Source organism: Methylocystis sp. JAN1 (assembly GCF_052186135.1).
Lineage (GTDB): Bacteria > Pseudomonadota > Alphaproteobacteria > Rhizobiales > Beijerinckiaceae > Methylocystis.
On record NZ_CP181499.1, the window covers coordinates 3,538,598 to 3,561,562 of the forward strand.

21 protein-coding genes are annotated in these 22,965 nt (G+C 66.0%); 12 read left to right on the plus strand and 9 right to left on the minus strand.

What is annotated here, in order from left to right; genetic code table 11:
- Positions 1-18: 18 nt before the first annotated feature.
- Genes hpnC through hpnE form a run of 3 tightly spaced genes read left to right on the plus strand, consistent with a single transcriptional unit; the run spans position 19 to position 3,019 of the window.
- On the plus strand, positions 19-897 hold the full coding sequence (hpnC, locus tag ACNHKD_RS16915; protein WP_442754652.1) for a squalene synthase HpnC: 879 nt from the start codon (positions 19-21) through the stop codon (positions 895-897).
- Positions 894-1,760, plus strand: a complete 867-nt coding sequence (gene hpnD / locus ACNHKD_RS16920) for a presqualene diphosphate synthase HpnD (protein WP_442754653.1) — start codon at positions 894-896, stop codon at positions 1,758-1,760. The genes hpnC and hpnD overlap by 4 nt, the downstream gene beginning before the upstream one ends.
- The gene (gene hpnE / locus ACNHKD_RS16925) at positions 1,757-3,019 is read left to right on the plus strand and encodes a hydroxysqualene dehydroxylase HpnE (RefSeq protein WP_442754654.1); all 1,263 of its coding nucleotides are present in this window, start codon (positions 1,757-1,759) and stop codon (positions 3,017-3,019) included. Before hpnD ends, hpnE begins: the two co-directional genes overlap by 4 nt.
- A 47-nt stretch (positions 3,020-3,066) precedes the next feature.
- Here the strand turns inward: hpnE and ACNHKD_RS16930 are convergent, their stop codons facing one another.
- The 3 genes from ACNHKD_RS16930 to ACNHKD_RS16940 all read right to left on the minus strand — a co-directional run bounded on the left by ACNHKD_RS16930 (position 3,067) and on the right by ACNHKD_RS16940 (position 5,004).
- Entirely contained in the window at positions 3,067-3,687 is a 621-nt protein-coding gene (locus tag ACNHKD_RS16930; protein WP_442754655.1) for a hypothetical protein, read from the minus strand.
- 183 nt (positions 3,688-3,870) lie between these two features.
- A complete protein-coding gene (locus ACNHKD_RS16935) occupies positions 3,871-4,623 on the minus strand; it encodes a hypothetical protein (protein WP_442754656.1) in 753 nt (250 codons plus the stop codon).
- A gap of 9 nt (positions 4,624-4,632) precedes the next feature.
- A complete protein-coding gene (locus ACNHKD_RS16940) occupies positions 4,633-5,004 on the minus strand; it encodes a Rieske (2Fe-2S) protein (protein ID WP_442754657.1) in 372 nt (123 codons plus the stop codon).
- A gap of 253 nt (positions 5,005-5,257) precedes the next feature.
- Between ACNHKD_RS16940 and ACNHKD_RS16945 the strand changes: the two genes are divergently transcribed.
- From ACNHKD_RS16945 to ACNHKD_RS16955, 3 genes are all read left to right on the plus strand, one after another.
- A complete protein-coding gene (locus ACNHKD_RS16945; protein ID WP_442754658.1) occupies positions 5,258-5,611 on the plus strand; it encodes a helix-turn-helix domain-containing protein in 354 nt (117 codons plus the stop codon).
- Positions 5,612-5,640: 29 nt separating this feature from the next.
- On the plus strand, positions 5,641-7,611 hold the full coding sequence (gene shc / locus ACNHKD_RS16950) for a squalene--hopene cyclase (protein ID WP_442754659.1): 1,971 nt from the start codon (positions 5,641-5,643) through the stop codon (positions 7,609-7,611).
- A gap of 133 nt (positions 7,612-7,744) precedes the next feature.
- A complete protein-coding gene (locus ACNHKD_RS16955) occupies positions 7,745-8,479 on the plus strand; it encodes a phosphorylase family protein (protein ID WP_442754660.1) in 735 nt (244 codons plus the stop codon).
- Here the strand turns inward: ACNHKD_RS16955 and hpnH are convergent.
- Positions 8,420-9,571, minus strand: a complete 1,152-nt coding sequence (gene hpnH, locus ACNHKD_RS16960; protein WP_442754661.1) for an adenosyl-hopene transferase HpnH — start codon at positions 9,569-9,571, stop codon at positions 8,420-8,422. The genes ACNHKD_RS16955 and hpnH overlap by 60 nt on opposite strands.
- 267 nt (positions 9,572-9,838) lie before the next feature.
- Between hpnH and ACNHKD_RS16965 the strand changes: the two genes are divergently transcribed.
- Entirely contained in the window at positions 9,839-12,040 is a 2,202-nt protein-coding gene (locus tag ACNHKD_RS16965) for a hypothetical protein (RefSeq protein WP_442754662.1), read from the plus strand.
- Positions 12,041-12,066: 26 nt separating this feature from the next.
- On the opposite strand, the gene ACNHKD_RS16970 is transcribed toward ACNHKD_RS16965, so the two are convergent.
- The 3 genes from ACNHKD_RS16970 to ACNHKD_RS16980 all read right to left on the minus strand — a co-directional run bounded on the left by ACNHKD_RS16970 (position 12,067) and on the right by ACNHKD_RS16980 (position 15,929).
- Entirely contained in the window at positions 12,067-13,971 is a 1,905-nt protein-coding gene (locus tag ACNHKD_RS16970) for a putative bifunctional diguanylate cyclase/phosphodiesterase (protein WP_442754663.1), read from the minus strand.
- A 136-nt stretch (positions 13,972-14,107) separates the two neighbouring features.
- Positions 14,108-14,893 (minus strand): hypothetical protein, encoded by a 786-nt coding sequence (locus ACNHKD_RS16975; RefSeq protein WP_442754664.1) that lies wholly within the window; start codon positions 14,891-14,893, stop codon positions 14,108-14,110.
- Positions 14,894-14,945: 52 nt separating this feature from the next.
- Positions 14,946-15,929, minus strand: coding sequence for a hypothetical protein (locus tag ACNHKD_RS16980; protein WP_442754665.1), 984 nt, complete (start codon positions 15,927-15,929; stop codon positions 14,946-14,948).
- Between the two features lie 100 nt (positions 15,930-16,029).
- Between ACNHKD_RS16980 and ACNHKD_RS16985 the strand changes: the two genes are divergently transcribed.
- From ACNHKD_RS16985 to ACNHKD_RS17005, 5 genes are all read left to right on the plus strand, one after another.
- Positions 16,030-16,932, plus strand: coding sequence for a 50S ribosomal protein L11 methyltransferase (locus ACNHKD_RS16985; protein ID WP_442754666.1), 903 nt, complete (start codon positions 16,030-16,032; stop codon positions 16,930-16,932).
- Positions 16,929-17,420 (plus strand): GNAT family N-acetyltransferase, encoded by a 492-nt coding sequence (locus tag ACNHKD_RS16990; RefSeq protein WP_442754667.1) that lies wholly within the window; start codon positions 16,929-16,931, stop codon positions 17,418-17,420. Before ACNHKD_RS16985 ends, ACNHKD_RS16990 begins: the two co-directional genes overlap by 4 nt.
- 55 nt (positions 17,421-17,475) lie before the next feature.
- Positions 17,476-19,290: an aminopeptidase P family protein gene (locus ACNHKD_RS16995; protein WP_442754668.1), complete on the plus strand. Its 1,815-nt coding sequence runs from the start codon at positions 17,476-17,478 to the stop codon at positions 19,288-19,290.
- A gap of 121 nt (positions 19,291-19,411) precedes the next feature.
- Positions 19,412-19,987 (plus strand): hypothetical protein, encoded by a 576-nt coding sequence (locus ACNHKD_RS17000; protein WP_442754669.1) that lies wholly within the window; start codon positions 19,412-19,414, stop codon positions 19,985-19,987.
- A 114-nt stretch (positions 19,988-20,101) separates the two neighbouring features.
- The gene (locus ACNHKD_RS17005) at positions 20,102-20,707 is read left to right on the plus strand and encodes a phosphatase PAP2 family protein (protein ID WP_442754670.1); all 606 of its coding nucleotides are present in this window, start codon (positions 20,102-20,104) and stop codon (positions 20,705-20,707) included.
- Between the two features lie 134 nt (positions 20,708-20,841).
- Here the strand turns inward: ACNHKD_RS17005 and ACNHKD_RS17010 are convergent, their stop codons facing one another.
- Positions 20,842-21,432, minus strand: a complete 591-nt coding sequence (locus tag ACNHKD_RS17010; protein WP_442754671.1) for a GNAT family N-acetyltransferase — start codon at positions 21,430-21,432, stop codon at positions 20,842-20,844.
- 262 nt (positions 21,433-21,694) lie between these two features.
- Complete coding sequence (locus tag ACNHKD_RS17015; RefSeq protein ID WP_442754672.1) at positions 21,695-22,840, minus strand: type III PLP-dependent enzyme; 1,146 nt, start codon at positions 22,838-22,840, stop codon at positions 21,695-21,697.
- Between the last annotated feature and the right edge of the window lie 125 nt (positions 22,841-22,965).

The following is a 22,965-nucleotide window of genomic DNA, read 5'->3' on the forward strand; positions in this document are numbered from 1 at the left end:
TAAAGGCATGGCAGACAAATGATCGACATCGCCGATACGGGTTCGGGCAAGACGCATCGCGACGAGAATTTTCCCGTCGCCTCGGTTCTCATCGCGCCGCAATACCGCGCGCCGATCATGGCCTTTTATAATTTCGTGCGCGCCGCGGACGATATCGCCGACCATGCGACGCTGAAGCCGCAGGAGAAGCTCGACCTCCTTGAGCGGCTCGACAATGCGCTTATGGAACGCGGCGTCGATGAGCCCGTGGCGGCGCGGCTGCGCGAGGAATGCAAGGCCCGCAAGCTCGACCCCCAGCATGCGCGCGACCTCATCACCGCCTTCATGCGCGACGTGACTTATCTGCGCTATCGCGACTGGGACGACCTGATTGATTACTGTCGCTTTTCCGCGATGCCGGTCGGCCGCTTCGTCTGCGACGCGCATGGCGAGGACCCGGCGCGCGTCTGGGAGGCGAACGACGCGCTCTGCGCCGCCTTGCAGGTGATCAACCATCTGCAGGACTGCGGGAAAGATTATCGCGATCTCGACCGAGTCTATATCACCGCCGAATCGCTTTCCGCCCATGGCGGCGCCGTGGAGATGCTTGGCGAGCCGCGCGCGCCCGCCCCGCTGCTCGCGGCGATCCGCGACCTCAATCAAAAGACCGCCGGCCTGCTCGACCAATCCCGGCTCTTCGCCGATCTCATTGACGACACGCGCCTTGCAATGGAAGTCGGCGCCATTCAGGCGCTCGCGGAGAAGCTTGTCGCACGGCTCGCCATTGCGGACCCGCTCTGCGAAAAGGTTCACGCCGGGAAGCTCGGCTTCGCGCTGGCGGGCGCGCAGGGCGCAATCGGCGCGCTTTTGCGCCGTGTCGCCCGCCTCCGCCGCAACATCGCGGACGCAAAGCAATGACCATGGAATCCGCCACCGACGCCGCGCCGCTCAGGACGCAGACCGTCGCCGTCAAAAGTTCCTTCTATCTCGCGATGCGCATTCTCGAGCCCGCGCGCCGCGACGCCATGTACGCCATCTACGCCTTCTGCCGCGCGGTGGACGACATCGCCGACGATGAGGGCGACAGGGCGCAGCGTCGCGAGGCGCTCGACCAATGGCGTTACGATCTCGACGAACTCTACGCGGGCCGCATCCGCCCGCGCAGCGCCTTTCTCGCCGGCCCGGTGCGCCGCTTCGGGCTCGACCGCGCCGATTTCGAGGCGATCATCGACGGGATGGCGATGGACGTCGAAGAAGATATTTGCGCGCCCGACTGGGAAAAGCTCGAACTCTATTGCGACCGCGTGGCGAGCGCCGTGGGACGCCTCTCCGTGCGCGCCTTCGGCCTTGTCGATGACGGCGCAAAGGAGTTGCCGACGGCGCCGAAGCTTCTCGCCTATCATCTCGGCCGCGCCTTGCAGCTCACCAATATTTTGCGCGACCTCGATGAGGACGCCGCGCGGGGGCGGCTCTATCTTCCGCGCGAGGCGCTGGAGGAAGCGGGCGTCTCCAATCATGCGCCGCACGCCGTGCTGGCGAATCCAGCCCTCGATCAGGTCTGCGCGCCCGTGATGAGCCGCGCGCGCGAGCATTTCGAACAGGCCGACCTCGTCATGGCGGGATTGTCGAAGAACGCGGTGAAGGCGCCCTATCTCATGGCCGCCGGCTATCGCTCCATTCTCGACGGATTGACCGCGCGCGGTTTCGCCCCGCCACGCGCGCCGGTGCGCATGTCGCGCCGGAAGCTCGTCGGCGCCCTGTTGCGGCACGCCTTTCTGTGACCGGCGCGATCCATGTTGTCGGCGCGGGGCTCGCCGGCCTCTCCTGCGCCGTGAAGCTCGCGGACGAGGGCGAGCGCGTCGCCATCTATGAAGCTGCGCGCATGGCGGGCGGGCGCTGCCGGTCCTATTTCGACGCCACGCTCGATCTCACCATCGACAACGGCAACCACCTCCTGCTCTCAGGCAATACGGCCGCGCGCAACTATGGCGTGCGCATCGGGGCGAGCGACGCGCTGGTCGGGCCGGAGGAATGCGAATTCGACTTCCTCCATTATGGAAGCGGCCGGCGCTGGAAACTGCGGCCGAACGCCTCGAAAGTCCCTTGGTGGGTCTTCTTCGCGGACCGCCGCGTGCCTGGCACGGGTCCGCTGGATTATCTGGGCGCGGGCAAGCTCCTCTTCGCCAAGCAGGGCGCGACGATCGGCGAAACGATACGCTGCGAAGGGCTGCTGTGGGAAAACCTCTGGCGCCCGGTGATGCTCTCGGCGCTCAATATCGAACCCGCCATCGCTTCAGCGACGCTTGCCGGCGCCGTGCTGCGCGAGACGCTCGCCGCGGGCGGCGACGCCTGCCGGCCGCTCGTCGCCAAAGGGGGACTCGGCCACGCCTTCATCGAACCGGCGCTCCGCAAGCTGCAGTCGCAGGGGATCGCGCCGCGCTTCGGCGCGCGGCTGAAGGAGATCGCGTTCGACGGCGCGCGGGTTTCCGCGCTGCGCTTCGGCGACGAGGAAATCGCGATCGGCGCAGGGGATCGCGTCGTCCTCGCTGTTCCGGCCTGGGCCGCGCAGGAGTTGCTCCCCGGCCTCACAGCGCCTGACGATCACCGCGCCATCCTCAATGCGCATTTCAGGATCGCGCCGCCGCGGGGCCAGCCCTTGCTGCTCGGCATGATCGGCTCGCTTTCGGAGTGGCTGTTCGCCTTCGACGACCGTTTGTCGGTGACGATTTCGGGCGCCGATCGTCTCATGGATGCGCCGCGAGAGGAAACGGCGGAGAAGATCTGGAGGGAGGTCGCGACCGCGACGGGCCTGTCATGCGCCCTGCCGCCCTGGCAAATCGTGAAGGAAAAACGCGCGACCTTCGCCGCGACGCCTGCGCAGGAAGCGCGCCGGCCGGGCGCGAAGACGCAGTGGAGCAATCTGTTCCTTGCGGGCGACTGGACGAATACGGGCCTTCCCGCGACCATCGAAGGATCGATACGGTCAGGGTATCGGGCGGCGGAACTGGCGAAGCCCCCAATCGCGCCCGTTCACGCGTAACCGCCTGAACGGGGCGTGCTCGATTCTGAAGGTTTGGAGCGTAAACCCTACGCAGCCTTATTGTGCAACTTCGCGATGAAAGCCAACGCCTTATCGACGAGCGCGGCCAGTTGCTTCTGCGCGACCGGCAGATATTCCTGCATCTTGACAAGGGCGGTCTGAAGCTCGCGCCGAGCTTTTTCCGTCAGGGGATGCGCCTGGAGCTTTTTCCACTCGGCTTGCAGGTCGAGATTCGCGATTCCGGCCTGCGCCTTTTGCGTCAGCGGATGGGATTTCGCCCGTTCGAGACTGTCCTTGAGATCGACGGTCGAGAGCCAGGCGAGCGCCTTTTTTATCAGCACGACGGCGTGCTCGCACGCGATCAGAAGAAATTCGCGCAACGCAAGAGCGCAGCGCTTTCCCTCCCGCATAGCCGCTTCCGTCAGCGCATTCGCCTTCACGAGCGTGTGTATCCGCGCATTCGCCTTGCGCAGTTCGGCTTCGAGGCGCGAAATCGTATATTCCTGCTGGCGAAGCGTGTTGGCGGCGCTTTCATATGCGGTGTTCGCGCGCCCAAGGTCGGCCTCGAGCGTCGCAACATGGTCCTTGATCGTCTCGACCATGCGGAAGGAAAATTTGCCGGCCTCAAGCTCGGCCAGGGCAACGTCGATATCCGTTCTGGCAGCCATGCTTACTCCTCCAAAGTCGCTTGCAGGACCATCGCGGGCGGATGGTTAAAACTTCGTTTCGATTTGGCGGAACGCTTTCATATCCATAGGCTTGGCCATTCATGACCAAGCGCGCAGGCCAGGATCGCGCGGCGCGACCCGCGCCGAGCATGCCGACGAAATATAACGCAAGCACGAATCGTGCTAAAGCCGCCGCGCCAACGATCTCAAAAATCCGGCCATGTCTTCGTTCAAATCCTGCTCCAGCGCCGGGGCCATTTTCAGCAACATGTGCGCGATAAAGGCCTGATCATTGCGCGTCTCGGCGAGACATTGCTGTAATTCGGGCACGCTGTCCTCGATATGGGCAAGAAACGCCACGCCCTTCTCCAGCGTCTCGCCCCATTTCGCGCGCGTCCAGACGGCGAGTGGATAGATGATCTCCTGCGCGAAATTCGACTGCCTTGCCTTCTCGAAGAAGCGCAGGCCCGCGTTCCAGTTCTCCCTTGCGCGCATGGGCGGCGGCGGAATGTCGCCCGCAAGCATTTTATAGGCCGCCGCGCCGACATGGTCATCGAGACTGATCGGCGAATCATTCGCCGAACGGAATGGCCAGAAGGCGACAGAGCCCGGAAAGTCCGCCCCCAGGCTTTCCGTCAGCGCTTTCTCGACCTTCTCGACCGCCGCCTTGTCGCCTTTCAGCGCTGCGGTCATGCAAAAGGCGAAGACGGCGTCGTTGCCATATTTGGCAGCGACGCCGCCCTTCATCTGCTGCGGCGTCAATTGCGGCGTCACGCCGTCGGCCGGGACTTGGACGTCGCCTGCCCGCAGCGCCGTGATGAAGGTCGTGATTTCGAGCCAGCCAACATAATTGGCGATGAAGGCGTCCGGATCGACAAAGACGATCGCCTCGTTGATACGCTTCTTGCGCCGCTGGAGTTCGGCCATATCGGTCATCGGCGCCTCCTACTCGTCCGCAAGCATGACGCCGGTGACGCAGACGTCGCCCTCGTCGATGACGAGCTTGACGGGGGTCAGATGCGCGCCCTGGCAGGGACCGATGAAGCACTCGCCCGTGTCGATGTCGAATTGCGCCCGATGGCGCCCGCATTCGAGGAAGTTCCCTTCCTCGTCCATGAAGGCGCCGGGGTCCTTGTCGAGCCGCAGCCCCTCATGCGGGCAGCTATTTTCGAAGCCATAGAAATTATTGCCCTTGCGCGTGACGATGATCGGCCAGGGAACGGTCTCGCCGCTTTCCTCCGCCTTCATCAGAACGAAGCCATGCGCCTGCGCGTCATCGATCTCGACTGTCCGACAAATCACAAAAAGCTCGTCCATACGGCTGCCCCTTTCGAACAAAGTCGAGCGCCTCCGGTTGAAAGAGGCGAGTTGGCGGCGAAGGTAGCAATCGACGCGCCAGAGGCGGGCATAAGAGGGGTCGGGTGAAGGCCCATTTTCCTCTCCCTTCATCCTGAGGAGGACTCGAAGAGGCCGTCTCGAAGGACGAAGGGAGAGAAAAATGCGCCTCCGGCGGCTCCTAAGGGTGAGGAAGTCCTTCACTCGATCGCAGCGGAGGCAGACGAGGAGCGGCTTGACCATATGGTTAAATCACTATAATCGAGGCGCCGGGCCGAAAGCCGAAGAAAACGAGGCGATGATCCACGAGCCGCCATTTCCGCAGGCGCAAGGCGCCGAGGACTGTCTCCTCAAGGCTCAGCTCGTCCGCAAGATCGACGCGCTGTTGAAGGAGCGCGGCCTCAAGCAGGTGGAGGCCGCGCGGCTCTTCGGCGTCAAGCAACCCGACGTCTCGAAGATGCTGCATGGCGACTTCAGGCAATTTTCGGTGGAGCGGCTCCTGCGCTTCCTCGTCGCGCTGGGACAGGACGTGGAGATCGTCGTGAAGCCGCATCGCCCCGATGAAGCCGCAACCCTCCGCATCCCTTAGATCGACAAGTTACTGAGAAGGAATCTCGGATGACCGCAGCCGCGCGCATTGAGAATTACGCCCCCCTCGGCGCCGGGGCGCTGGAGGCCAGCATTCAGAGCGCCAAGCAGGCGCTGTTATCCGAGGGCAAGGCGGACGGCCATTGGTGTTTCGAACTCGAAGCGGACACCACCATCCCCGCCGAATATGTGCTGATGCGCCATTACCGCGCGGAGCCGGTCGACGCGGAGCTGGAGCGCAAGATCGCGGTTTATCTCCGCCGCTGCCAGGGGGACCATGGAGGCTGGCCGCTCTTCCAGGACGGCGCCTTCAACATCTCAGCCAGCGTGAAGGCTTACTTTGCGCTCAAGATGATCGGCGACGACGTGAACGCGCCGCATATGGTCCGCGCCCGCGATGCGATCCTCGCCCATGGCGGCGCGGCGACCTCCAACGTCTTCACCCGCTCGCTGCTCGCGCTCTATGGCGAAATCCCCTGGCGCGGCGTGCCGGTGATGCCGGTCGAGATCATGCTGCTGCCGAGATGGTTCCCCTTCCATCTCGACAAGATCTCCTATTGGGGCCGCACCGTCCTCGTGCCGCTGCTGGTGCTGATGACGTACAAGCCGCAGGCGAAAAACCCCAAGGGCGTGCGCATCCAGGAGCTGTTTACGACGCCGCCCGAAGAGGTGAGGGTATGGCCGAAGGGCGAGCACCAGACCTGGCCCTGGGCGCATATCTTCGGCGAGATCGACAAGCTGCTGCGCCTGATTGAGCCTTACATGCCAAAGCGTTCGCGCGAATACAGCGTTCAGCTCGCCGAACGCTGGACGACCGAGCGCCTCAATGGCGTCGACGGGCTCGGCGCCATCTTCCCGGCCATGGTCAACAGCCTGCTGATGTATGACGTGCTCGGCGTCCCCGAGACCGACCGGCGCGTGAAGGACGCCCGCGAATCGATCGAGCGCCTGCTTGTCGTCAACGAGACCGAGGCCTATTGCCAGCCCTGCGTTTCGCCGGTCTGGGACACCTCGCTCGTCGCGCACGCCTTGCTGGAAACCGGCGACGAAGACGCCCGCGAGCGCGCCCGCGCCGCCTGCGACTGGCTCGCGCCGCTTCAGGTTCTCGACGTCAAGGGCGACTGGGCGGCGCAGCGCCCGGATGTGCGCCCCGGCGGCTGGGCGTTCCAATACGCAAACGCTTATTATCCCGACGTGGACGACACGGCCGTCGTCGCGACCGCCATGGACCGTCTCACCAGCGGCGAGGAGAAGAAGCCCTATGCCGATCGCATCGCGCGGGCGAAGGAGTGGATCGTCGGCATGCAGTCAAAGAATGGCGGCTGGGGCGCCTTCGACGCCGACAACGCCTATCACTACCTCAACCACATTCCCTTTGCGGATCACGGCGCCCTGCTCGACCCGCCGACGGTGGACGTTTCGGCGCGCTGCGTCTCCATGCTGGCGCAGCTCGGCGATACGATTGAGTCGAGCGACTGCCTCAGGCGCGGCGTCGATTACATCATCAAGGAGCAGGAGAAGGACGGCTCCTGGTTCGGCCGCTGGGGCGCCAATTACGTCTACGGCGCCTGGTCGGCGCTCTGCGCGCTCAACGCCGCCGGCCTGTCGCATGACCACGAGACGTATCGGCGCGCGGTCAAGTGGCTGGTTTCGATCCAGAACCCCGACGGCGGCTGGGGCGAGGACCTCTCCAGCTACAAGATGGACTACAAGGGCTATGAGCCCGCGCCCTCGACCTCCTCGCAAACTGCCTGGGCGCTGCTCGGCCTGATGGCGGCGGGCGAGGTGGACCATCCCGCCGTGGCGCGCGGCGTCGCCTGGCTGCAATCCACTCAGTCCGAGCACGGCCTCTGGGACGAGCCGCGTTTCACCGCCACGGGTTTCCCGCGCGTCTTCTACCTCCGCTACCACGGCTACCGCCGCTTTTTCCCGCTCTGGGCGCTCGCTCGCTACCGCAACCTGATTCGGGCCAACAGCAAGGTCGTGACAGTGGGGTTGTAAGACACCCTCCTCTTCCCGCCAAGCGGGAGAGGGGGTGATCCCCCGAGCCCACACAACCACCCGCCTCCCTGTTCACCGTTGACTTCGCCCTCCGAAACTCGGAGGTAAGGGGAGACACGAACAGGGAGGCGCTATGACGCTCGTTCAAAGCCGCCGCAGAGAGGCGGCGAGGGTCTTCGCCTCCGGTCCGGTTCTCGTGGTCACGGGTATGAGGCGCGAAGCCGCCTGCGTCATGGGCGAAGGCGTGGTCCCCATCTGCAGCGGCGCCAGCGTCGCCCAATTGCGCCATCAACTCGACGGCCTCCAGGAGCGCCGCTTCTCGGCCGTCATCAGCTTCGGCCTCGCCGGCGCGCTGGATTATGCGCTGCGGCCCGGCGACATTATCGTGGCCGACACGGTTGTTGCGGGCGACGCCCGCCACGAGACCCATGGCCGCCTGTCCGGCGCCATCGCCGAGGGAGTCGCCGCCAAGGGCTGCAAGGCGACCCCCGGCGCCATTGTGGGCGTGGATGAGCCGGCGATGGACCCTGCGGCCAAGACGTTTCTTCGCGAGGCGGCGCGCGCGCACGCCGTCGACATGGAGTCGCATCTGGCCGCCGACTTCGCCCGTAAGCGGCAAATCCCCTTCGCCGCGCTGCGCGCCATCAGCGATCCGGCCGCCCGCGCGCTACCGCCGCTCGCCGCCAAGGCGCTGACGCCCCAGGGCGACGTGGACGGAAAAATTGTGGCGCGCGAACTGATTCGCGCGCCACATCAAATCGGCGGATTGATCCTCGCAGGTCTCGACTCCCGCGCGGCCTTTCAGTCCCTAGGCCGCTGTGGACCGCTGCTCGGCCCGCTGCTTCGCCTCGTGCTCGCGGATCTCTGACAGCTTCGCGATGTTTTCGTCATAGACATATTCGGCCGGCCGCTGGTTCTCAAGCGAGATGTCCGGCGCCATCGGGCCGTCCGTGCGCACGCCGAACAGCGCGACCCAGGCCGCCTTCCACGGGCGCCTCACCGAGTCGGCGACCGCAGTCGGCTCGAAGCCGCAATGAACCATGCAGTCGGCGCATTTCTCGTAATTGCCGACCCCGTAAGCGTCCCAATTCGTCTCTTCCATCAACTGCTTGAACGTCGGCACATAGCCTTCGCCCAAAAGATAGCAGGGGCGCTGCCAGCCGAAGACGGTGCGCAGCGGATTGCCCCAGGGCGTGCAGCGATAGGTTTCGTTGCCCGCGAGGAAATTCATGAACAGGCCCGACTGCTGGAACGCCCAGGCTTTCCCGCCACGGCCGCGGCTCAGAATGGCGCGGAACAGGTCCTTGGTCTTCTGGCGATTAAGGAAGTGGGTCTGATCCGGCGCGCGCTCATAGGCGTAGCCGGGCGAGACCGTCATGCCGTCGACGCCGAGCGCCGTCGTGTCGTCCAGGAATTTCGCAATCCGGGCCGGATCGGCGTCGGAGAAGAAGGTGCTGTTCGTGGTGACGCGGAAGCCCTTGGACTTGGCGAGCTTGATCGCCTCCACCGCGCGCTCGTAGACGCCCTCCTGGCTCACGGCGCGGTCATGCGCCTCCTGGTCGCCGTCGAGATGAATCGACCAGGTGAAATAGGGGTTGGGCTTGTACTGGTCGATCTTCTTGGCGAGCAGCAGCGCGTTGGTGCAGACGATCGCAAATTTGCCGCGTTTCGCAATGCCCTCGACGATCTGCGGGAGGTCCTTGTGCAGCAAGGGCTCGCCGCCGGCGATGACGACGACCGGCGCGCCGCATTCGTCGACCGAGGCGAGGCACTCCTCGACGGAAAGGCGCTTATTGAGAATATGGTCGGGATAGTCGATCTTTCCGCAGCCGGCGCAGGCGAGATTACAGCGGAAGAGCGGCTCCAGCATCAAAACGAGCGGATAGCGTTTGCGACCCGTGAGATGCTGCTTGACGAGATAAGTTCCGATCTTCGCCACATAACGAAAAGGTATGGACACGGCGTGTTCCTGCTATGGTGCGCGACCTTCAAGGGGCCGCGAGACAGAGGCGCCGGCGCGCCTCCTGCCGCGAGCGTCGCGCCGAAAATGCCGTCTAACACGAAACGGCGCGAGAGGAAAACCCAGCCAGCCGGGGCCTCGAGAGAGCCTTTGGCCTGCGGGCCCCGGCCTCCCGCAAGCGGCTTGCGAGTGGGCGAAAATAGGTCTCATTTCGCTGGCATCAAGCGTCGAGCTAACGGCGGCGCCAGACCAGAGGAGCGATTCTAGATGACTGTCGCGACGCAGCCCGCGCGCCCCTCGGAACATCCGACGCCCCATCGCCTTGCCTCCGTGCGGGCGCTTTTCGCGCCGCTGAAGCGCTTCTGGGCCGGGGAGATCGACCTTGGCCGCATCGGCATGGCCGTGACCCTGCCGGTCCTCGCCTGGGTCTTCTACACGACCTCCTCCGGCATGATCGACATCATGCAGAAGGAACAGGGCGACCTCGTCGGCATTGCCGGCACGTTCGTCGCGACGACCGCCGTGCTTGTCATGCTCGCCTCGACCTCCTGGTCTCTCGGCGCCGATCTCGCGGCGCTCATCTCCCGCCGCCGCATGGCGCGCGAGCGCATGGTCATGAAGACGCTCGTCACGGCCGTCGTCTTCCTCTTCGTTTTCTCAATCTCGGTCTTTTTCTCTTTCACCTATTATTACAACAACATCTTCAAACTCAGCTCGCGCCGGATCGTCGCCGAGCTGCAGCCCATGGAGCTGGCCGCCGACGTCGTCCTGCCGGAGACGAAGCGGATCGGCGCGGCCTATGACGCGGCCTCTGCGCGGATCGTCGCCAACCCGGCCTTCAAGGCCTATCTCGATTCGCTCGACGGCCTGATCGACACGGCCCGCGCGGCGGGCCCGGCCCTGCGCGAGGCGATTCGCAAGACCCAGGAGGCCCAGCAAGCGGTCCTCGCCAAGGCCGCGCAACAGGCGGCGAGCGAACTCGAAAGCGCCCGCGCGGCGGGGCGCCAATATGACGAAGCGCAGGCCGAGATCGGCGCGCTCGACAAAAACGTCGCGGATTTCGACGCGATCATCAAAGCAAAGCAGGGCGAGATCGCCGCCCTTGCCGCGACGGCGCGGCAAGAGGAGCAGCTCGCTGTCGACGCCGAACACGGACTCGACAACAAGGGCGCCGTCTGCGGGCCCAATTGCCGCGGTCATCGCGCCAAGGCGGAGGAGGCGAGCCGCCGCGCGGCCATGATCCGCCAGACGCTCGCCGGCCCGACGAGCGAGCGCGCCGCCGCGCTCAGGAAGCGCGACGCTCTCACGGCGCAGTCCGCGGCGCTGAAACAAAAGGCCGAGCTGGCGGCGACGGCGGCCGGGAAGCCGACGGCGAAGGCGGAAGCGGCCGTCGATCTCGACGCGGCGCTACGCGACCTCACCGCATTGCGCGACCAGCTCCGCGTTGAGCCCAGCTGGGCGAGAGTCCGCGAGGCCAAGCCGCTTTGCGAGCCCATTCTGACCGCTGCGCGCCAGTCCAGCGCCCTGCCCGCCCCCATCGCCCGCGATTTCGTCTGCGAGCCGCAGGGCGAGGCGCGCGACCTGCTCTCCGCGCGCGACGAGGTGCTCACGGCCCGCGCGGCCTTCGACAGGAAATGCGGCCTCGAGACAGAGCTGCGCGACGAACTCGGCGCGATCGTCGCCAAGATCCGCAACGCGCCGGCTTCGGACAAGGCCGCCGCAGCCAATGGCTTCAACGAGGCGAAGAGCCTCGTCGACGCCTGCGTCGTCGCGGGCAAGGCCGTCGGCCTCACCGAGGACGACGTGCGTGAATTGTTGAAGAAGAGCGACGCCTATCTGCGCGCGCACTCCACCGAGCGCAACAAATTCGAGCTGGCGCGGGAAGCCTTCTGGAGCTTCACGCCCGACTCGACCATGGCGCTCTGCGTAGCGATGGCGCAGGACGCGTTCCTCTTCATCATGAAATTCCTGTCGGAGATCTTCAAACGCGGCTTCGAGGCGCGCGAGCGCCGTCAGTTCATGACGCCCATGGATCTCACCGACGACGAGGACGAGCCGGTTGAAATCCGCGCCATGAAAGCGATGCTGCGCGTCGCCAAGCCTGTGCATGGCGACATGAGCGAGGTCGACCCGCAAGACCCCGCTTTGCTGCTTCTGGCGCAGAATGTGCGCGACAATCTCGTCGCCATTCTCAACCGCCTCGTGCGCGACGAGATCGCCCATGTCGACCGCAAGGGCGCCTATGTGATCGACAACGTCACCATCTCGCAGGTGGAGTCGCGCCTCTTCTCGGCGATGAAGCCCCGCGCCTTACGCGCCGCGCGCTATGCGCTGGAAGGCGCGGCGGCGGGCGGCGGTCCCCGCGCCTATTACGGCGACACGGTGCTTGCGAGCGCGCGGCGTCGGCGTCCCACGGCGTTGGAGCGCTACCTCTCGCAGGAAGCGACGCCGGCCGAAGGATCGGGATAGGCGAAGGCGCGCCAACCCGCAGACGATCAGGCGGACCGCCGCTCGATCCGCCAGATGAAGCCCGGCAATTCGCTCTCGGGAAGCGGCCGCGACAGGAGAAAGCCCTGTCCCTTGTGGCATCCGAGCGCCTTGAGCGCTTCGAGCTGCTGCGGGGTTTCGATGCCCTCGGCCACGCATTGCATGCCGAGGCCGTCGCACATGCGGATGATCGCGCCGACGATGCTCGCGGCGCGCGGCTCGGCGACGATCCGGTCGACGAAGCTCTTGTCGATCTTGACCTTGTCGATCGCCAGATCGCAGAGCTGCCCGAACGACGAATAGCCGGCGCCAAAATCGTCGAGCGAAATGCGAATGCCCGCCGCGGCGAGACTCCCGACCGTGCGCGTCGCCGTCTGCAGATCGGCCAGAACCGCCGTTTCCGTGAGCTCGATCTCCAGACGGGACGGCGGCAGGCCGCATTCCGCGATGGCGGACAGAATGGCGAGCGCCGTTCCCGGCTGATCCATCTGGGCGGCGGACAGATTGAAGGACAGCGTCATGCCGCTCGGCCAATTCCGCGCGGCGTGCGCGGCCTGGCGCAGGAGCGACATGGACAATGGCGCGATCAGCCCGCTCTTTTCCGCCGCCGGAATGAAGACGCTCGGCGGCACCGCTCCCAGTTCCGGATGACGCCAGCGGGCCAGCGCCTCGAAGCCCGCGAGTTCGCCCGTCGCAAGATCGATGATCGGCTGATAACAGACGGCGAAGGCTTCGCGCTCGATCGCGGCGCGCAGATCCTGCGCGACGATCATCCGCTGCAGGGCGCTGCGCTCCAGCGCCTCGGAAAAAACGACGACGCCCCCGCGCGCCTTCGCCTTGGCCTCGTAGAGCGCCATGTCGGCGCGCTCCAGCAGCCGGCGCGCGTCCTCATTCTGGCGGCGGAGCGCGACGCCGCAGGAACAGGACATTTGCGCGGTAATGCTCCCGTAATTGAAGGTGTCCGCGACCGCCGCGACGAGTCTGTGGGCGGCGTCGACGACATCCGCCTCCGCTTCGAAGGATTCGACGAGGAGCGCAAATTCGTCGCCGCCCATGCGCGCGAGCAGCCCAGCCCCGCCGACGCTGGCCGCGAGCCGGTTCGCGGCCTCCGCCAGGAAGAGATCGCCGACCAGATGGCCATGCAGGTCGTTCACGGGCTTGAAGCCGTCGAGATCGATCATCGCCACGGCGAAGGGCCTGTCGGACTCGGACCATTCGCTCAGCCGACGATCGAAAAGGCGACGGTTCGGGAGCCCCGTCAGCGCGTCCGTCGAGGCCATGTCCACCGCCTCCCGCCGCAGCGACGCGTTTTCGACGCTGGATTGGACCAGCGCGGCGAAAGCCTCGTAGGTCCGCGCGAGCAAATGCAGTATCGCAACGGCGAGCGCCAGAAGCGCGAGCAACGACAACTCGAGAACCGGCTCGCCCGAAACCAGGAAAACCGACGCGGCGGCGAGCGTCGAGGTCAGCAGCACCAACCGCGCCGCGCGCGGCAGGACCGCGAGATGGAACGAGGTGCCCACGGCGGCGCTCCAGACGAGCATCATCGCCATGGCTTGCTGCGTCGCGCTCGGCGCGCGCGCGACGACGACCGCAATCGCGCAGAGCCAGACGCACATGAGGGCGCCGACCTGCAAGGTGCGGTCGAGCTCCCGGCGCTTCTCCTCGACCGAAAGCCGGTTCCGCCGTTTGCGCAGATTGAGCCAGTGGCGCGCTCTCGCGCCCGCGCCGCAGAGTATAACGCCGCCCCAAATCGCGAAGAAGCCGGGGGAGGCAAGATCCCAGAGGAAATAGATCAGGAAGCCGGCGAAAAGCGCTACTGTGAGATAGAGGCCCGGAATGTTTCGGGCAATTGTTTTGAACTGCGCGGCGACGACGGCGTCGTTGCATTCACGCGTGGCGATCGGCTTCATCTTGACGGCTCGGACCCAATCCAGGCGGGACAATAGGACCGAATGGTGAATCAATTATTCGATCAGGCGCGCGCAGAAATGTGCGCCCGCTAAACAGTATCGACGGAGAAAAACTCGTAATAAACAAGTATAACGCTCAAGCCGCAGCTTGGGCCCGTCCCCATGACGGAACGTAGCGCAGGCAGAGCCCCGGCAGTGGATGCGCCAGGCCGGAGACGACGCTGATGTCGCGCCAGCGAGGGTAGGCCCGCGGAAGCGTCTGCAACGTCAGCCCGACGGCGGCGAGAAACTCCGCTTCGCTCGCGAAGTCATGCGCGCCGAAATCGCGCACGGCGTCCTCCCCGGTCGCGGCCCCGTCCAGCAGCAGTTCGAGCATGGGGATCGCCCAATCCGACCGCTCGACCGCGCGCCGCACGCCGTGGGGATCGAGCCGCGAGACGCGCCAGCTCAGCGGCGGGTCGTTGAGGCGCGCGGCTTCCGGCTCCAAGGCGAGGTCGGGCAAAGCCCGCAATTCCTGCGCGGCGATGGAGAGGCTGGCCGCTGGATGCCGCTGGAAAACGTCCATCGCGCCCACCCAGATCGCCGCCTGCTGATGAAGCCGTCCGAAACCGCGCTCGCCATCCTCGGGCCGGAAGCGCGCGCGCATGAGGACGATCGAATCGCCCACGCTGCGCACGACAAGGCAACCCGTCGTTCGCGCGTCGATGTCGAGGGCGTCCGGCTCGAAGCGGCGCAGGCCCATGAGCCGCAACGGAGAAAGATAAGGGTCCCATTCCTGCCCGAGGCCCTGCGAGCGTCGGGTGACGGCGTAACAGGCGGAGGCCGGGATGCGACGCTCCTCGCCCTCGCCGAGCTTGCCGTAATGCAGGCGGTGGAAAGAGATGATGCACGACTCTTCGCCGGCCGGCGCGCTCATCGCCATAAGCGGGACCCTCACAAACAATACGCGTTTAACTAGAAATAAGAGGGTTCCATTAAGCAAGAATTGACGCTGGCGGAATTTCTTCAACTCTGGCGTCGAGTTGCGCGTGGGAAAAGGTGAAGGCGCTGTCGAGCCCGAGCGCCGCGTAGAGGATGGGCTCGGCGGTGAGGAAGGGCCGCCAATATTCGCAATAGGCGCGCGAGCCTTCGAGCCCGCCGCGCCGGAAGCGCCGCTCCCCCGGCTGATGCGGGTCCATATTCGGGTTCTGGAAGCGCTTCACGAAACCGTAAGCCGAGCAAACCGTGTAGCGCACCGAGACGCCGGGCTCCAACGCGCGAAGGCGGTCGAGCCACTGCGCGGCGCACAGCGACTTGCGCAATACGTGCAGCGCCACCGCCGGATCGCAGGCATAGGTGAAGGCGCTGGGGCCGAGCCGCGTGAAGAGCCGCTCATATTGCGAGAAGACGACGACGACGCGCTTGAGTTTCTTCTCCCGCGCCAAAGCCAGCCGATCGATCAGGCGCGAAAGCGTGCCGGTCCACGCCGAATCGTCGAGCCGCACGAGCGGCAGCACCACGACGAGCGCTTCCGATTCAAGCATCTGGCCTGCAAGCTTGGCCTTGACGTCGTTGAGGATCGCCACCTCCGCGCCGTCCGGCGGCACGGCGATCTCGCCCGCCGAATCGATGATCTCAAGGAGCCAAGGCCCCCGCGTGACCACCTCCGGCGGCGCCTCGCCATTCACGGAGAGGCGGAAATAATATTCGTAGGTGTTCAGCGTGTCCGTCGCGACCCCGCCGCCCGCAAAATCCTGCTTCAGGCGCTCGTAGTCGCCCTGCTCGATCGTGAGCAGATCGGCGCGGCGCTGATCGGGCTCGGCGTTGAACTCAGCCTGCGTGACGGGCTGAAGCGCGGGACGCAGGCGCGGCGAATAGCCGAAAGCGCTCTGCGCCACGCAATCGGCGAGCGAGGCGAGCAGCGAGGATTTCCCCCCCTTCTTCGGCCCGATGAGACAAATCGCGACTTTCTCGGTCATTCCCGTTTCCCTGCGACGGGCGCGACCATACAGGCGGCAAGCGGCGCGGGAAAGGCGGACGGCAGTCGACCGGCCGCGCGCCCCGTGCTAATCGCGCCGCATGCTCGAAGGCCTTCCCCCCAACGGCGCAAGCCATGTGCTGCGCCTCGCCACCGACGAGCGGCGCGCCCGCGCCGTCGCCGACATCATCGTCGAGACGTTCGACCCCACGGAGACCGCCGCCGGCGCCTTTGAAGTCGACGACGGCTTGGTCTGGGCGGTCGAGGTCTATTTTGCGGAAGCCCCCGACGAGGAGGCGGTCCGCGGCCTCATCGAGGCGGTCAGCGACGCCGAAACCGCCGCCCGCGCCGAATTCGCCGAGATCGCCAAGGAAGACTGGGTGCAGAAATCGCTCGCGGGGCTCGAGCCGGTGCGCGCGGGTCGCGTCGTCGTCCACGGCTCGCACGATCGCAATCGCCTGAGGTCGAACGATATCGGCGTCGAGATCGAGGCCGCGCTCGCCTTCGGCACCGGCCATCACGGCACGACGCTGGGTTGTCTCAAGGCGCTGGACCGCGTCCTGAAGCGCCGGCGCCCACGTCGCGTCCTTGACGTGGGCACGGGCACGGGCGTGCTCGCCATCGCGGCGGCGAAGCTGCTGCGCCAGCCGGTCGCCTGCGGCGACATCGACCCCGTCGCGGTGGAAACCGCCCGCGCCAACGCCGTCCAAAACGGCGCCGGGCCTTATGTCCGCCCCGTGGTCGCCACGGGCCTGCGCCACGCGGCCATGGCCGGGAAATACGATCTCATCCTGGCGAATATCCTGGCGAAGCCGCTCCGTCTCCTCGCCCCGAGCATCGCCGCCGCCGCCGCGCCGGGCGCCGAGTTGGTGCTCTCCGGCCTGCTGGCGAAGGACGTCGCCGGCGTGCTCTCCGCCTATGCCGCGCAGGGCTTCGCGCTCGCGGAGCGCGGAGACATAGACGGCTGGGCGACGCTGGCGCTGCGCCGGGGCGGCGCCCGTTGACGCTTCGTCGCCTCGATGCGTCGGACGCGGAAGCGTTCCAGCGCCTCAGGATCGAAGCCTTTCGTCTGGAGCCGCAGGCGTTCCGCTATGCGCCCGAGGACGAGGCCGCGATCGGCGCGGCGGAAGCCGCCGCCCGGCTGGAGCGGGATTTCGTGCTTGGCGTCTTCGCGGGGCGAGAACTCTCAGGCGCGGCCGGACTGACCTTCTTCACGGGCGCGAAGCTGCGGCACAAGGCGCTGCTGTGGGGCATGTATCTGCGTGCGGCCGATCGCGGCTCCGGCGCCGCCGACAGGCTGATGGCGGCGCTGCTGGCGCATGCAAGCGGCCGGGCCGAGCTCGTCACGCTGACCGTCATCGACCAGAACGCCCGCGCGAAGCGATTCTACGAACGCTGGGGGTTCGAAACCTATGGCGTCGAAAGAGGCTCGGTGAAGCTCGAAGACGGCGCCTATCTCGACGAAGCCCTGATGGCGCGCCGGCTGGCCTAACCGGCGCCCGCAGGAGGGCATTGCCCCTCGCCTGCGCCCGGACTAGCTTTGCTTCATGTTCGAAGCAAAATTCCAATCCTTCGCCGACGCCTCGTCGTCCAACGACAGCGCCGCGCGTGTCGCCGCGCTGCGCGACGAACTCGCGCGGCGGAATCTCGACGGCTTCCTCGTGCCGCGCGCGGACGCCCATCAGAACGAATATGTGCCGAAAAGCGCGGAGCGCCTCGCCTGGCTCACAGGCTTTACGGGCTCCGCCGGCTTCGCCATCGCGCTCGCGGAGGAAGCCGCGATTTTCGTGGACGGCCGCTATGTGATTCAGGTGCGCCAGGAGATAGACGGCGGGATCTTCAAGCCCGTCGACGTCGCCGAGACCGCCCCGCCCGCCTGGCTCGCCGAACATGCCCGTGAGGGCGCCCGCATCGGTTACGACCCCTGGGTGCATACGAGCGGGCAGATCGAGCGCTTCGCCAAGGCCTGCGAGGGCCGCAAGATCGAGCTTGTCGCGCTTGAAACGAACCCCATCGACGCGCTTTGGGTCGATCGCCCGCCGGCGCCCGCCGGACAGGTCGTCATTCATCCTGCGAAATATGCGGGCGAGACGGCCGCCGTGAAGATCAGGAAGCTGCGCGACGCGCTGAAAGGCGCCGACGCCGCGCTGATGTCCGACCCGCACGCCATCTGCTGGGCTTTCAATATTCGCGGCGCGGACGTGGCGCATACGCCGATTGCGCTCGCCTTCGCGTGGCTGCCCAGGGAAGGCGCGCCCGCGCTCTATATCGACGACGCCAAGCTGGATACGAAGACGCGCGGGAGCCTGGAGAAGTTCCTGACCTTACGCGCGCCTTCAGCGCTGATCGACGATCTGACAGGCGCCGGCAAACGCGGCGAGACGGTGATGTTCGACGCCGCGACGGCCCCCGCGAAGCTCGTCGAGACCCTGCGCGCGGCGGGCGGCAAGCCGCGCGTGACGGAAGACCCCGCGGCGCTCCCCAAGGCCATCAAGAACCGGGCCGAACTCCAAGGCGCGCGCGAAGCGCATATCCGCGACGGGCAAGCGCTGACGCGTTTCCTCGCCTGGTTCTCGGAAGCCGCGCCGAAAGGCGCGCTGACGGAAATTTCGGCGGCCGAGGCGCTGGAAACCTTCCGCCGCGAGAATGGCGATCTGCGCGACATTTCCTTCCCGACCATCTCCGCCTTCGGCGAACATGCGGCGATCCCGCATTATCGCGTGACCGAAAAGAGCAATCTCAAGATCGGCAAGGGTGTTTATCTCGTCGACAGCGGCGCGCAATATCTCGACGGCACGACGGACGTGACGCGGACGGTCGTCGTCGGTCGCGCATCGAAGCAGTTGAAGGATCATTTCACGCGCGTGCTGAAAGGCCATATCGCCGTTGCGCGCGCGGTGTTTCCCAAGGGCGTCTCCGGCGCGCAGCTCGACGCCTTCGCGCGGCGCTATTTGTGGGAGGCCGGTCTCGACTTCGACCATGGCGTCGGCCACGGCGTCGGCTCCTATCTCTCTGTGCATGAAGGCCCGCAGCGCATTTCGAAGCTCGGGACGACGCCGCTCGTTCCGGGCATGATTCTCTCGAACGAGCCGGGTTATTATCGCGCGGGCGAATATGGCGTTCGTCTCGAAAATCTCGTCATCGTCGAAAAGCGCGAGATCCCCGGCGCCGAACGCGAGATGTACGGCTTCGAGACAATCACGCTGGCGCCCTTCGATTTGAACTGCGTCGAACCGAGGCTGATGAGCGCGGAAGAGACCTTCTGGCTGAACCGCTATCACGCGCATCTGCGCAAGACGCTTTCGCCGCTCGTCGACACGAAGACCCGCAAGTGGCTGAGGGACGCGACGCGGGCGATCTGAGCGCAGGAAGCCGTCACTGCGGGCGGAGCGAAGCAATCCGAAGCGAAACGAGGGATTTCCGGCTTGCTCCGTCGCTTCGCTCCCCGGACCATTGCCCGACGGGAAGAGCTTTCGAGGAAACATGCGCAAATTCATCCTCGCTGTCGTTATCGCAACGTCCGCGCTCTCATGCTTCTCTATAACGAGCGCCGGGGCCGCACAAAGACACGTCGCCCCACAAGACACGCCCATCGCCCTTTTCAAGGCGATCTACGGCGAATATCCCGACGGCGAAGCGGCGGACGCCTGGCACAAGGCTGACAAGGAATGGCTCGGCAAGGGCGACGTCTCCAATCTGCCGACATGGGAGACGCTGCCTCTTTCCCGCGACGCCGCCGCGCTGAACCAGCGCGTGCAAAAGGCGATCGGCAACAGCGGCGAGGTCTGCATCGATTTCGATCAGATCAGCGACAGCCAGGACCCGAATATCGCCGCTTACAGGATTGTCGCGCTCCCCTCGCAAACGGCCGGGCGGGCGGAGTATGAAATTTATCTGAAGGGAACATGGCGCAAGGATATTGCGAAGGTCGCCTATGTCCTCGTCGAGGAGCGGGGCAAGTGGCGCGTCGACGACATCGTCACCTCCTCCACGGACGACAAGCGCCGCACGGTCAAGAGCGCCGCCAGGGAGATGCTCAGGAATTGCCTCAAAAATTGAGCGGACGGCCGTCACCGGAGCATCATCCGCCCGTCATGCAAGCTCAATCCAACCGTCACCAAACCGCAGTCGCAGCGTCGCGAAAACGCAGCCAAACGCGCCTAGCCTTGCGTCATGGCGTTTACGACGGACCTCGCGGAAAAGCTGACGCGCGACGCGTCATCCGAGCCGCATAACGGCCTCAAGGCCCTTTGGCTGCAACGCTTCCTTGCGGCCGATCTCGCGGCGGTTCATTTCTTGTCGCGCTGGGCGCAGCCGACCGCTATTCGCTACCTGGCCATCGGCGTCAGCAAGCTGGGCAATGGCTGGGTCTATCTCATTCTGGCGCCGCTCGTTTTCTGGGGCCTGGGCTGGCGCGGCTGGCATGTCGTCCTGCTCGCGGGCCTCAACGCGGCGCTGCTGCATACGCTCTATCCGATCATCAAGCGCCGCTTCCGCCGCAAGCGCCCCTGCCATGCGGACGCCCGCCTGCCCTCGCTCCTGAAGACGCTCGATGAGCACAGCTTCCCGAGCGGCCACGCCATGACCATCACCGGCGTGCTCGCGCCCATCGTGCTGGCCTGGCCGGCCATGACCGTTTCGGCAGTCATCATCGTGCTGTCGATGGCGTGGTCCCGCATCGCGACGGCGCATCACTATCCGACCGACGTCATAGCGGGCGTCGCTCTCGCCGTCGCGCTGGCCTTCCCCCTGTCGAGCTACGCGCTTTCATTCTTTTAGAGCGCGGCTCGCAAAAAGCGGCAATCGATCTTCGCATGAGGCGCGCTCCAAAGCTTTGGAAGCAATCGCGTCGGCTGCGTTTACGCGATTTCGTCCGAACGATCCGAAGCGAGCGGGAAGGCTGCCGGCGAGCGTCACGCCGCGCGCGGCAGCGCCATGGGCGCTTCGAGCGGCGCGGCGCTCACGCGGCCCTCGGCTCCTTCGAGCGCGCCCGGGGCGAGTTCCAGACCCAGAAAGCGCGCGCGCTCCACCGGCCCCGGCAGGGCGAGCTTCGCCGTGAAGCGCTGCTCGAAACCGAAGCGGCGGTAATAAGGCTCGTCGCCGACGAGCAGCACGGCGCGATGGCCGAGCGCGCGAGCGCGGATGAGAGAGGCCCGAATCATCTCCGCCCCGAGACCAAGCGAGCGCGCATGTTCCGCGACCGCGACCGGACCGAGGAGCAGCGCGGGGCGACGTCCGCCGGCGAAGATCGGCCACAGGCGAATCGTCGCGATGAACTCGCCCCCGTCGTCCCTGGCGGCGAGGGCGAGGCCCGGCGCCGGCTGTCGGCCTTCGCGCAGGCGCTCGCAGGTCTTGAGAAAGCGCGCCGGGCCGAAGGCGGCGTCGAGCAGCGCCTCGCGCGCCGGAACGTCGGCTTGCGTCTCGTCGGCAATCGCAAAGGGAGCGCGCGACAGCGGCGCGGCGGCGACGGGCGCAAGGAGGTGGGGGTGAAGATCAAAGGTCATCTGTGCCTCCTTCGAGAGGACAAGCGACCCTCGCGCCTGGCGCGCCGCGCATTCCGCAAAAGTCGCAGATTTTTGCGAGGAGAATGCGCGCATTCGCGCCCGCCGTACGGGACTGGTTACGCTGATGTGCATTTCTTTCCCTCTCCCGCTTGCGGGAGAGGGCGCCCCTGCGCGAGCGGGGGTCCGGGGTGAGGGCCGGCCCTCACCCGTCATGCTTCGCATGGCCTCTTCTCCCGTAAGCGGGAGAAGGGGAACGCGCCGTTCAGATGATGAACGTCTCGAGCGGCGGGAAGCCGTTGAATCCGACCGCCGAATAGGTGGTCGTATAGGCCCCCGTTCCCTCGATCAGCACTTTCGCGCCGATCTCGAGCGAGACCGGCAGGTCGTAAGGCTTCTTCTCGTAGAGCACGTCCACCGAATCGCAGCTCGGACCGGCGACGACGCAGGGCGAAACCGCCGCGCCGTCCGCTTCCGTACGGATCGGATAGCGGATCATCTCGTCGATCGTCTCGGCGAGGCCGTTGAACTTGCCGATGTCGAGATAGACCCAGCGCAGTTCGCCTTCCGCTTTCGACTTCTTCGAGATCAGCACGACCTCCGCCTCGATGACGCCCGCATTGCCGACCATGCCGCGGCCCGGCTCGATGATCGTCTCGGGGATGCGGTTGCCGAAATGCTTCGACAGCGCGCGAAAGATCGCCTCGCCATAACGCTTCACCGCCGGCACATTCTTCAGATATTTCGTCGGGAAGCCGCCGCCGAGATTGACCATCTGAAGCTGGATGCCGCGCTCCGCGAGCTCGCGGAAGATGTCCGACGCCGACTTCAGCGCGCCGTCCCACTTGCGCGGGTCGGTCTGCTGGGAGCCGACATGGAAGGACACGCCGTAAGCCTGGAGGCCGAGACGGTGCGCATGCTCCAGAACGGCCGTCGCCATCTCCGGCGCGCAGCCGAATTTGCGCGAGAGCGGCCATTCGGCGCCCGAGCCGTCGCAGAGAATGCGGCAGAACACCTTCGAGCCCGGCGCGGCGCGCGCGATCTTCTCGACCTCCTCGACGCAGTCGACCGCGAAAAGGCGGATGCCGAGCTGAAAGGCTCGGGCGATGTCGCGCTCCTTCTTGATCGTGTTGCCAAAGGAGATGCGGTCGGGCGTCGCGCCCGCGGCGAGCGTCTGCTCGATCTCCGGCACGGAGGCCGTGTCGAAGCAGGAGCCCAGAGACGCGAGCAGCGAGAGCACTTCCGGCGCCGGATTGGCCTTCACGGCGTAGAAGACGCGCGTGTCGGGCAGCGCCTTGGCGAAGCCGAGATAGTTCTCGCGCACGACGTCGAGATCGACGACGAGGCAGGGACCCGTGTCGCGCCCCGAGCGGCGGCGCTCGGCGAGGAATTCGTGGATACGGTCGGTCATTGCGGCATCCCCTTCGAAGGGCGCGGGTCGAGCCGCGCCAGGAACCTGTTTGCTTCGGCGGATGCACGACGCCGCTCCCTCGCGCGCGGTGGAAGACGCGACGACGGTTGAATGCGCCAGCAATC

Bases quoted from the DNA above. Each gene is read 5' to 3' on its own strand.
- hpnC (WP_442754652.1), top strand. From the start codon at position 19: ATGATCGACATCGCCGATACGGGTTCGGGCAAGACGCATCGCGACGAG.
- hpnD (WP_442754653.1), top strand. From the start codon at position 894: ATGACCATGGAATCCGCCACCGACGCCGCGCCGCTCAGGACGCAGACC.
- ACNHKD_RS16930 (WP_442754655.1), bottom strand. From the start codon at position 3,687: ATGGCTGCCAGAACGGATATCGACGTTGCCCTGGCCGAGCTTGAGGCC.
- ACNHKD_RS16935 (WP_442754656.1), bottom strand. From the start codon at position 4,623: ATGACCGATATGGCCGAACTCCAGCGGCGCAAGAAGCGTATCAACGAG.
- ACNHKD_RS16940 (WP_442754657.1), bottom strand. From the start codon at position 5,004: ATGGACGAGCTTTTTGTGATTTGTCGGACAGTCGAGATCGATGACGCG.
- shc (WP_442754659.1), top strand. From the start codon at position 5,641: ATGACCGCAGCCGCGCGCATTGAGAATTACGCCCCCCTCGGCGCCGGG.
- ACNHKD_RS16955 (WP_442754660.1), top strand. From the start codon at position 7,745: ATGACGCTCGTTCAAAGCCGCCGCAGAGAGGCGGCGAGGGTCTTCGCC.
- ACNHKD_RS16965 (WP_442754662.1), top strand. From the start codon at position 9,839: ATGACTGTCGCGACGCAGCCCGCGCGCCCCTCGGAACATCCGACGCCC.
- ACNHKD_RS16970 (WP_442754663.1), bottom strand. From the start codon at position 13,971: ATGAAGCCGATCGCCACGCGTGAATGCAACGACGCCGTCGTCGCCGCG.
- ACNHKD_RS16975 (WP_442754664.1), bottom strand. From the start codon at position 14,893: ATGGCGATGAGCGCGCCGGCCGGCGAAGAGTCGTGCATCATCTCTTTC.
- ACNHKD_RS16980 (WP_442754665.1), bottom strand. From the start codon at position 15,929: ATGACCGAGAAAGTCGCGATTTGTCTCATCGGGCCGAAGAAGGGGGGG.
- ACNHKD_RS16985 (WP_442754666.1), top strand. From the start codon at position 16,030: ATGCTCGAAGGCCTTCCCCCCAACGGCGCAAGCCATGTGCTGCGCCTC.
- ACNHKD_RS16995 (WP_442754668.1), top strand. From the start codon at position 17,476: ATGTTCGAAGCAAAATTCCAATCCTTCGCCGACGCCTCGTCGTCCAAC.
- ACNHKD_RS17000 (WP_442754669.1), top strand. From the start codon at position 19,412: ATGCGCAAATTCATCCTCGCTGTCGTTATCGCAACGTCCGCGCTCTCA.
- ACNHKD_RS17005 (WP_442754670.1), top strand. From the start codon at position 20,102: ATGGCGTTTACGACGGACCTCGCGGAAAAGCTGACGCGCGACGCGTCA.
- ACNHKD_RS17010 (WP_442754671.1), bottom strand. From the start codon at position 21,432: ATGACCTTTGATCTTCACCCCCACCTCCTTGCGCCCGTCGCCGCCGCG.
- ACNHKD_RS17015 (WP_442754672.1), bottom strand. From the start codon at position 22,840: ATGACCGACCGTATCCACGAATTCCTCGCCGAGCGCCGCCGCTCGGGG.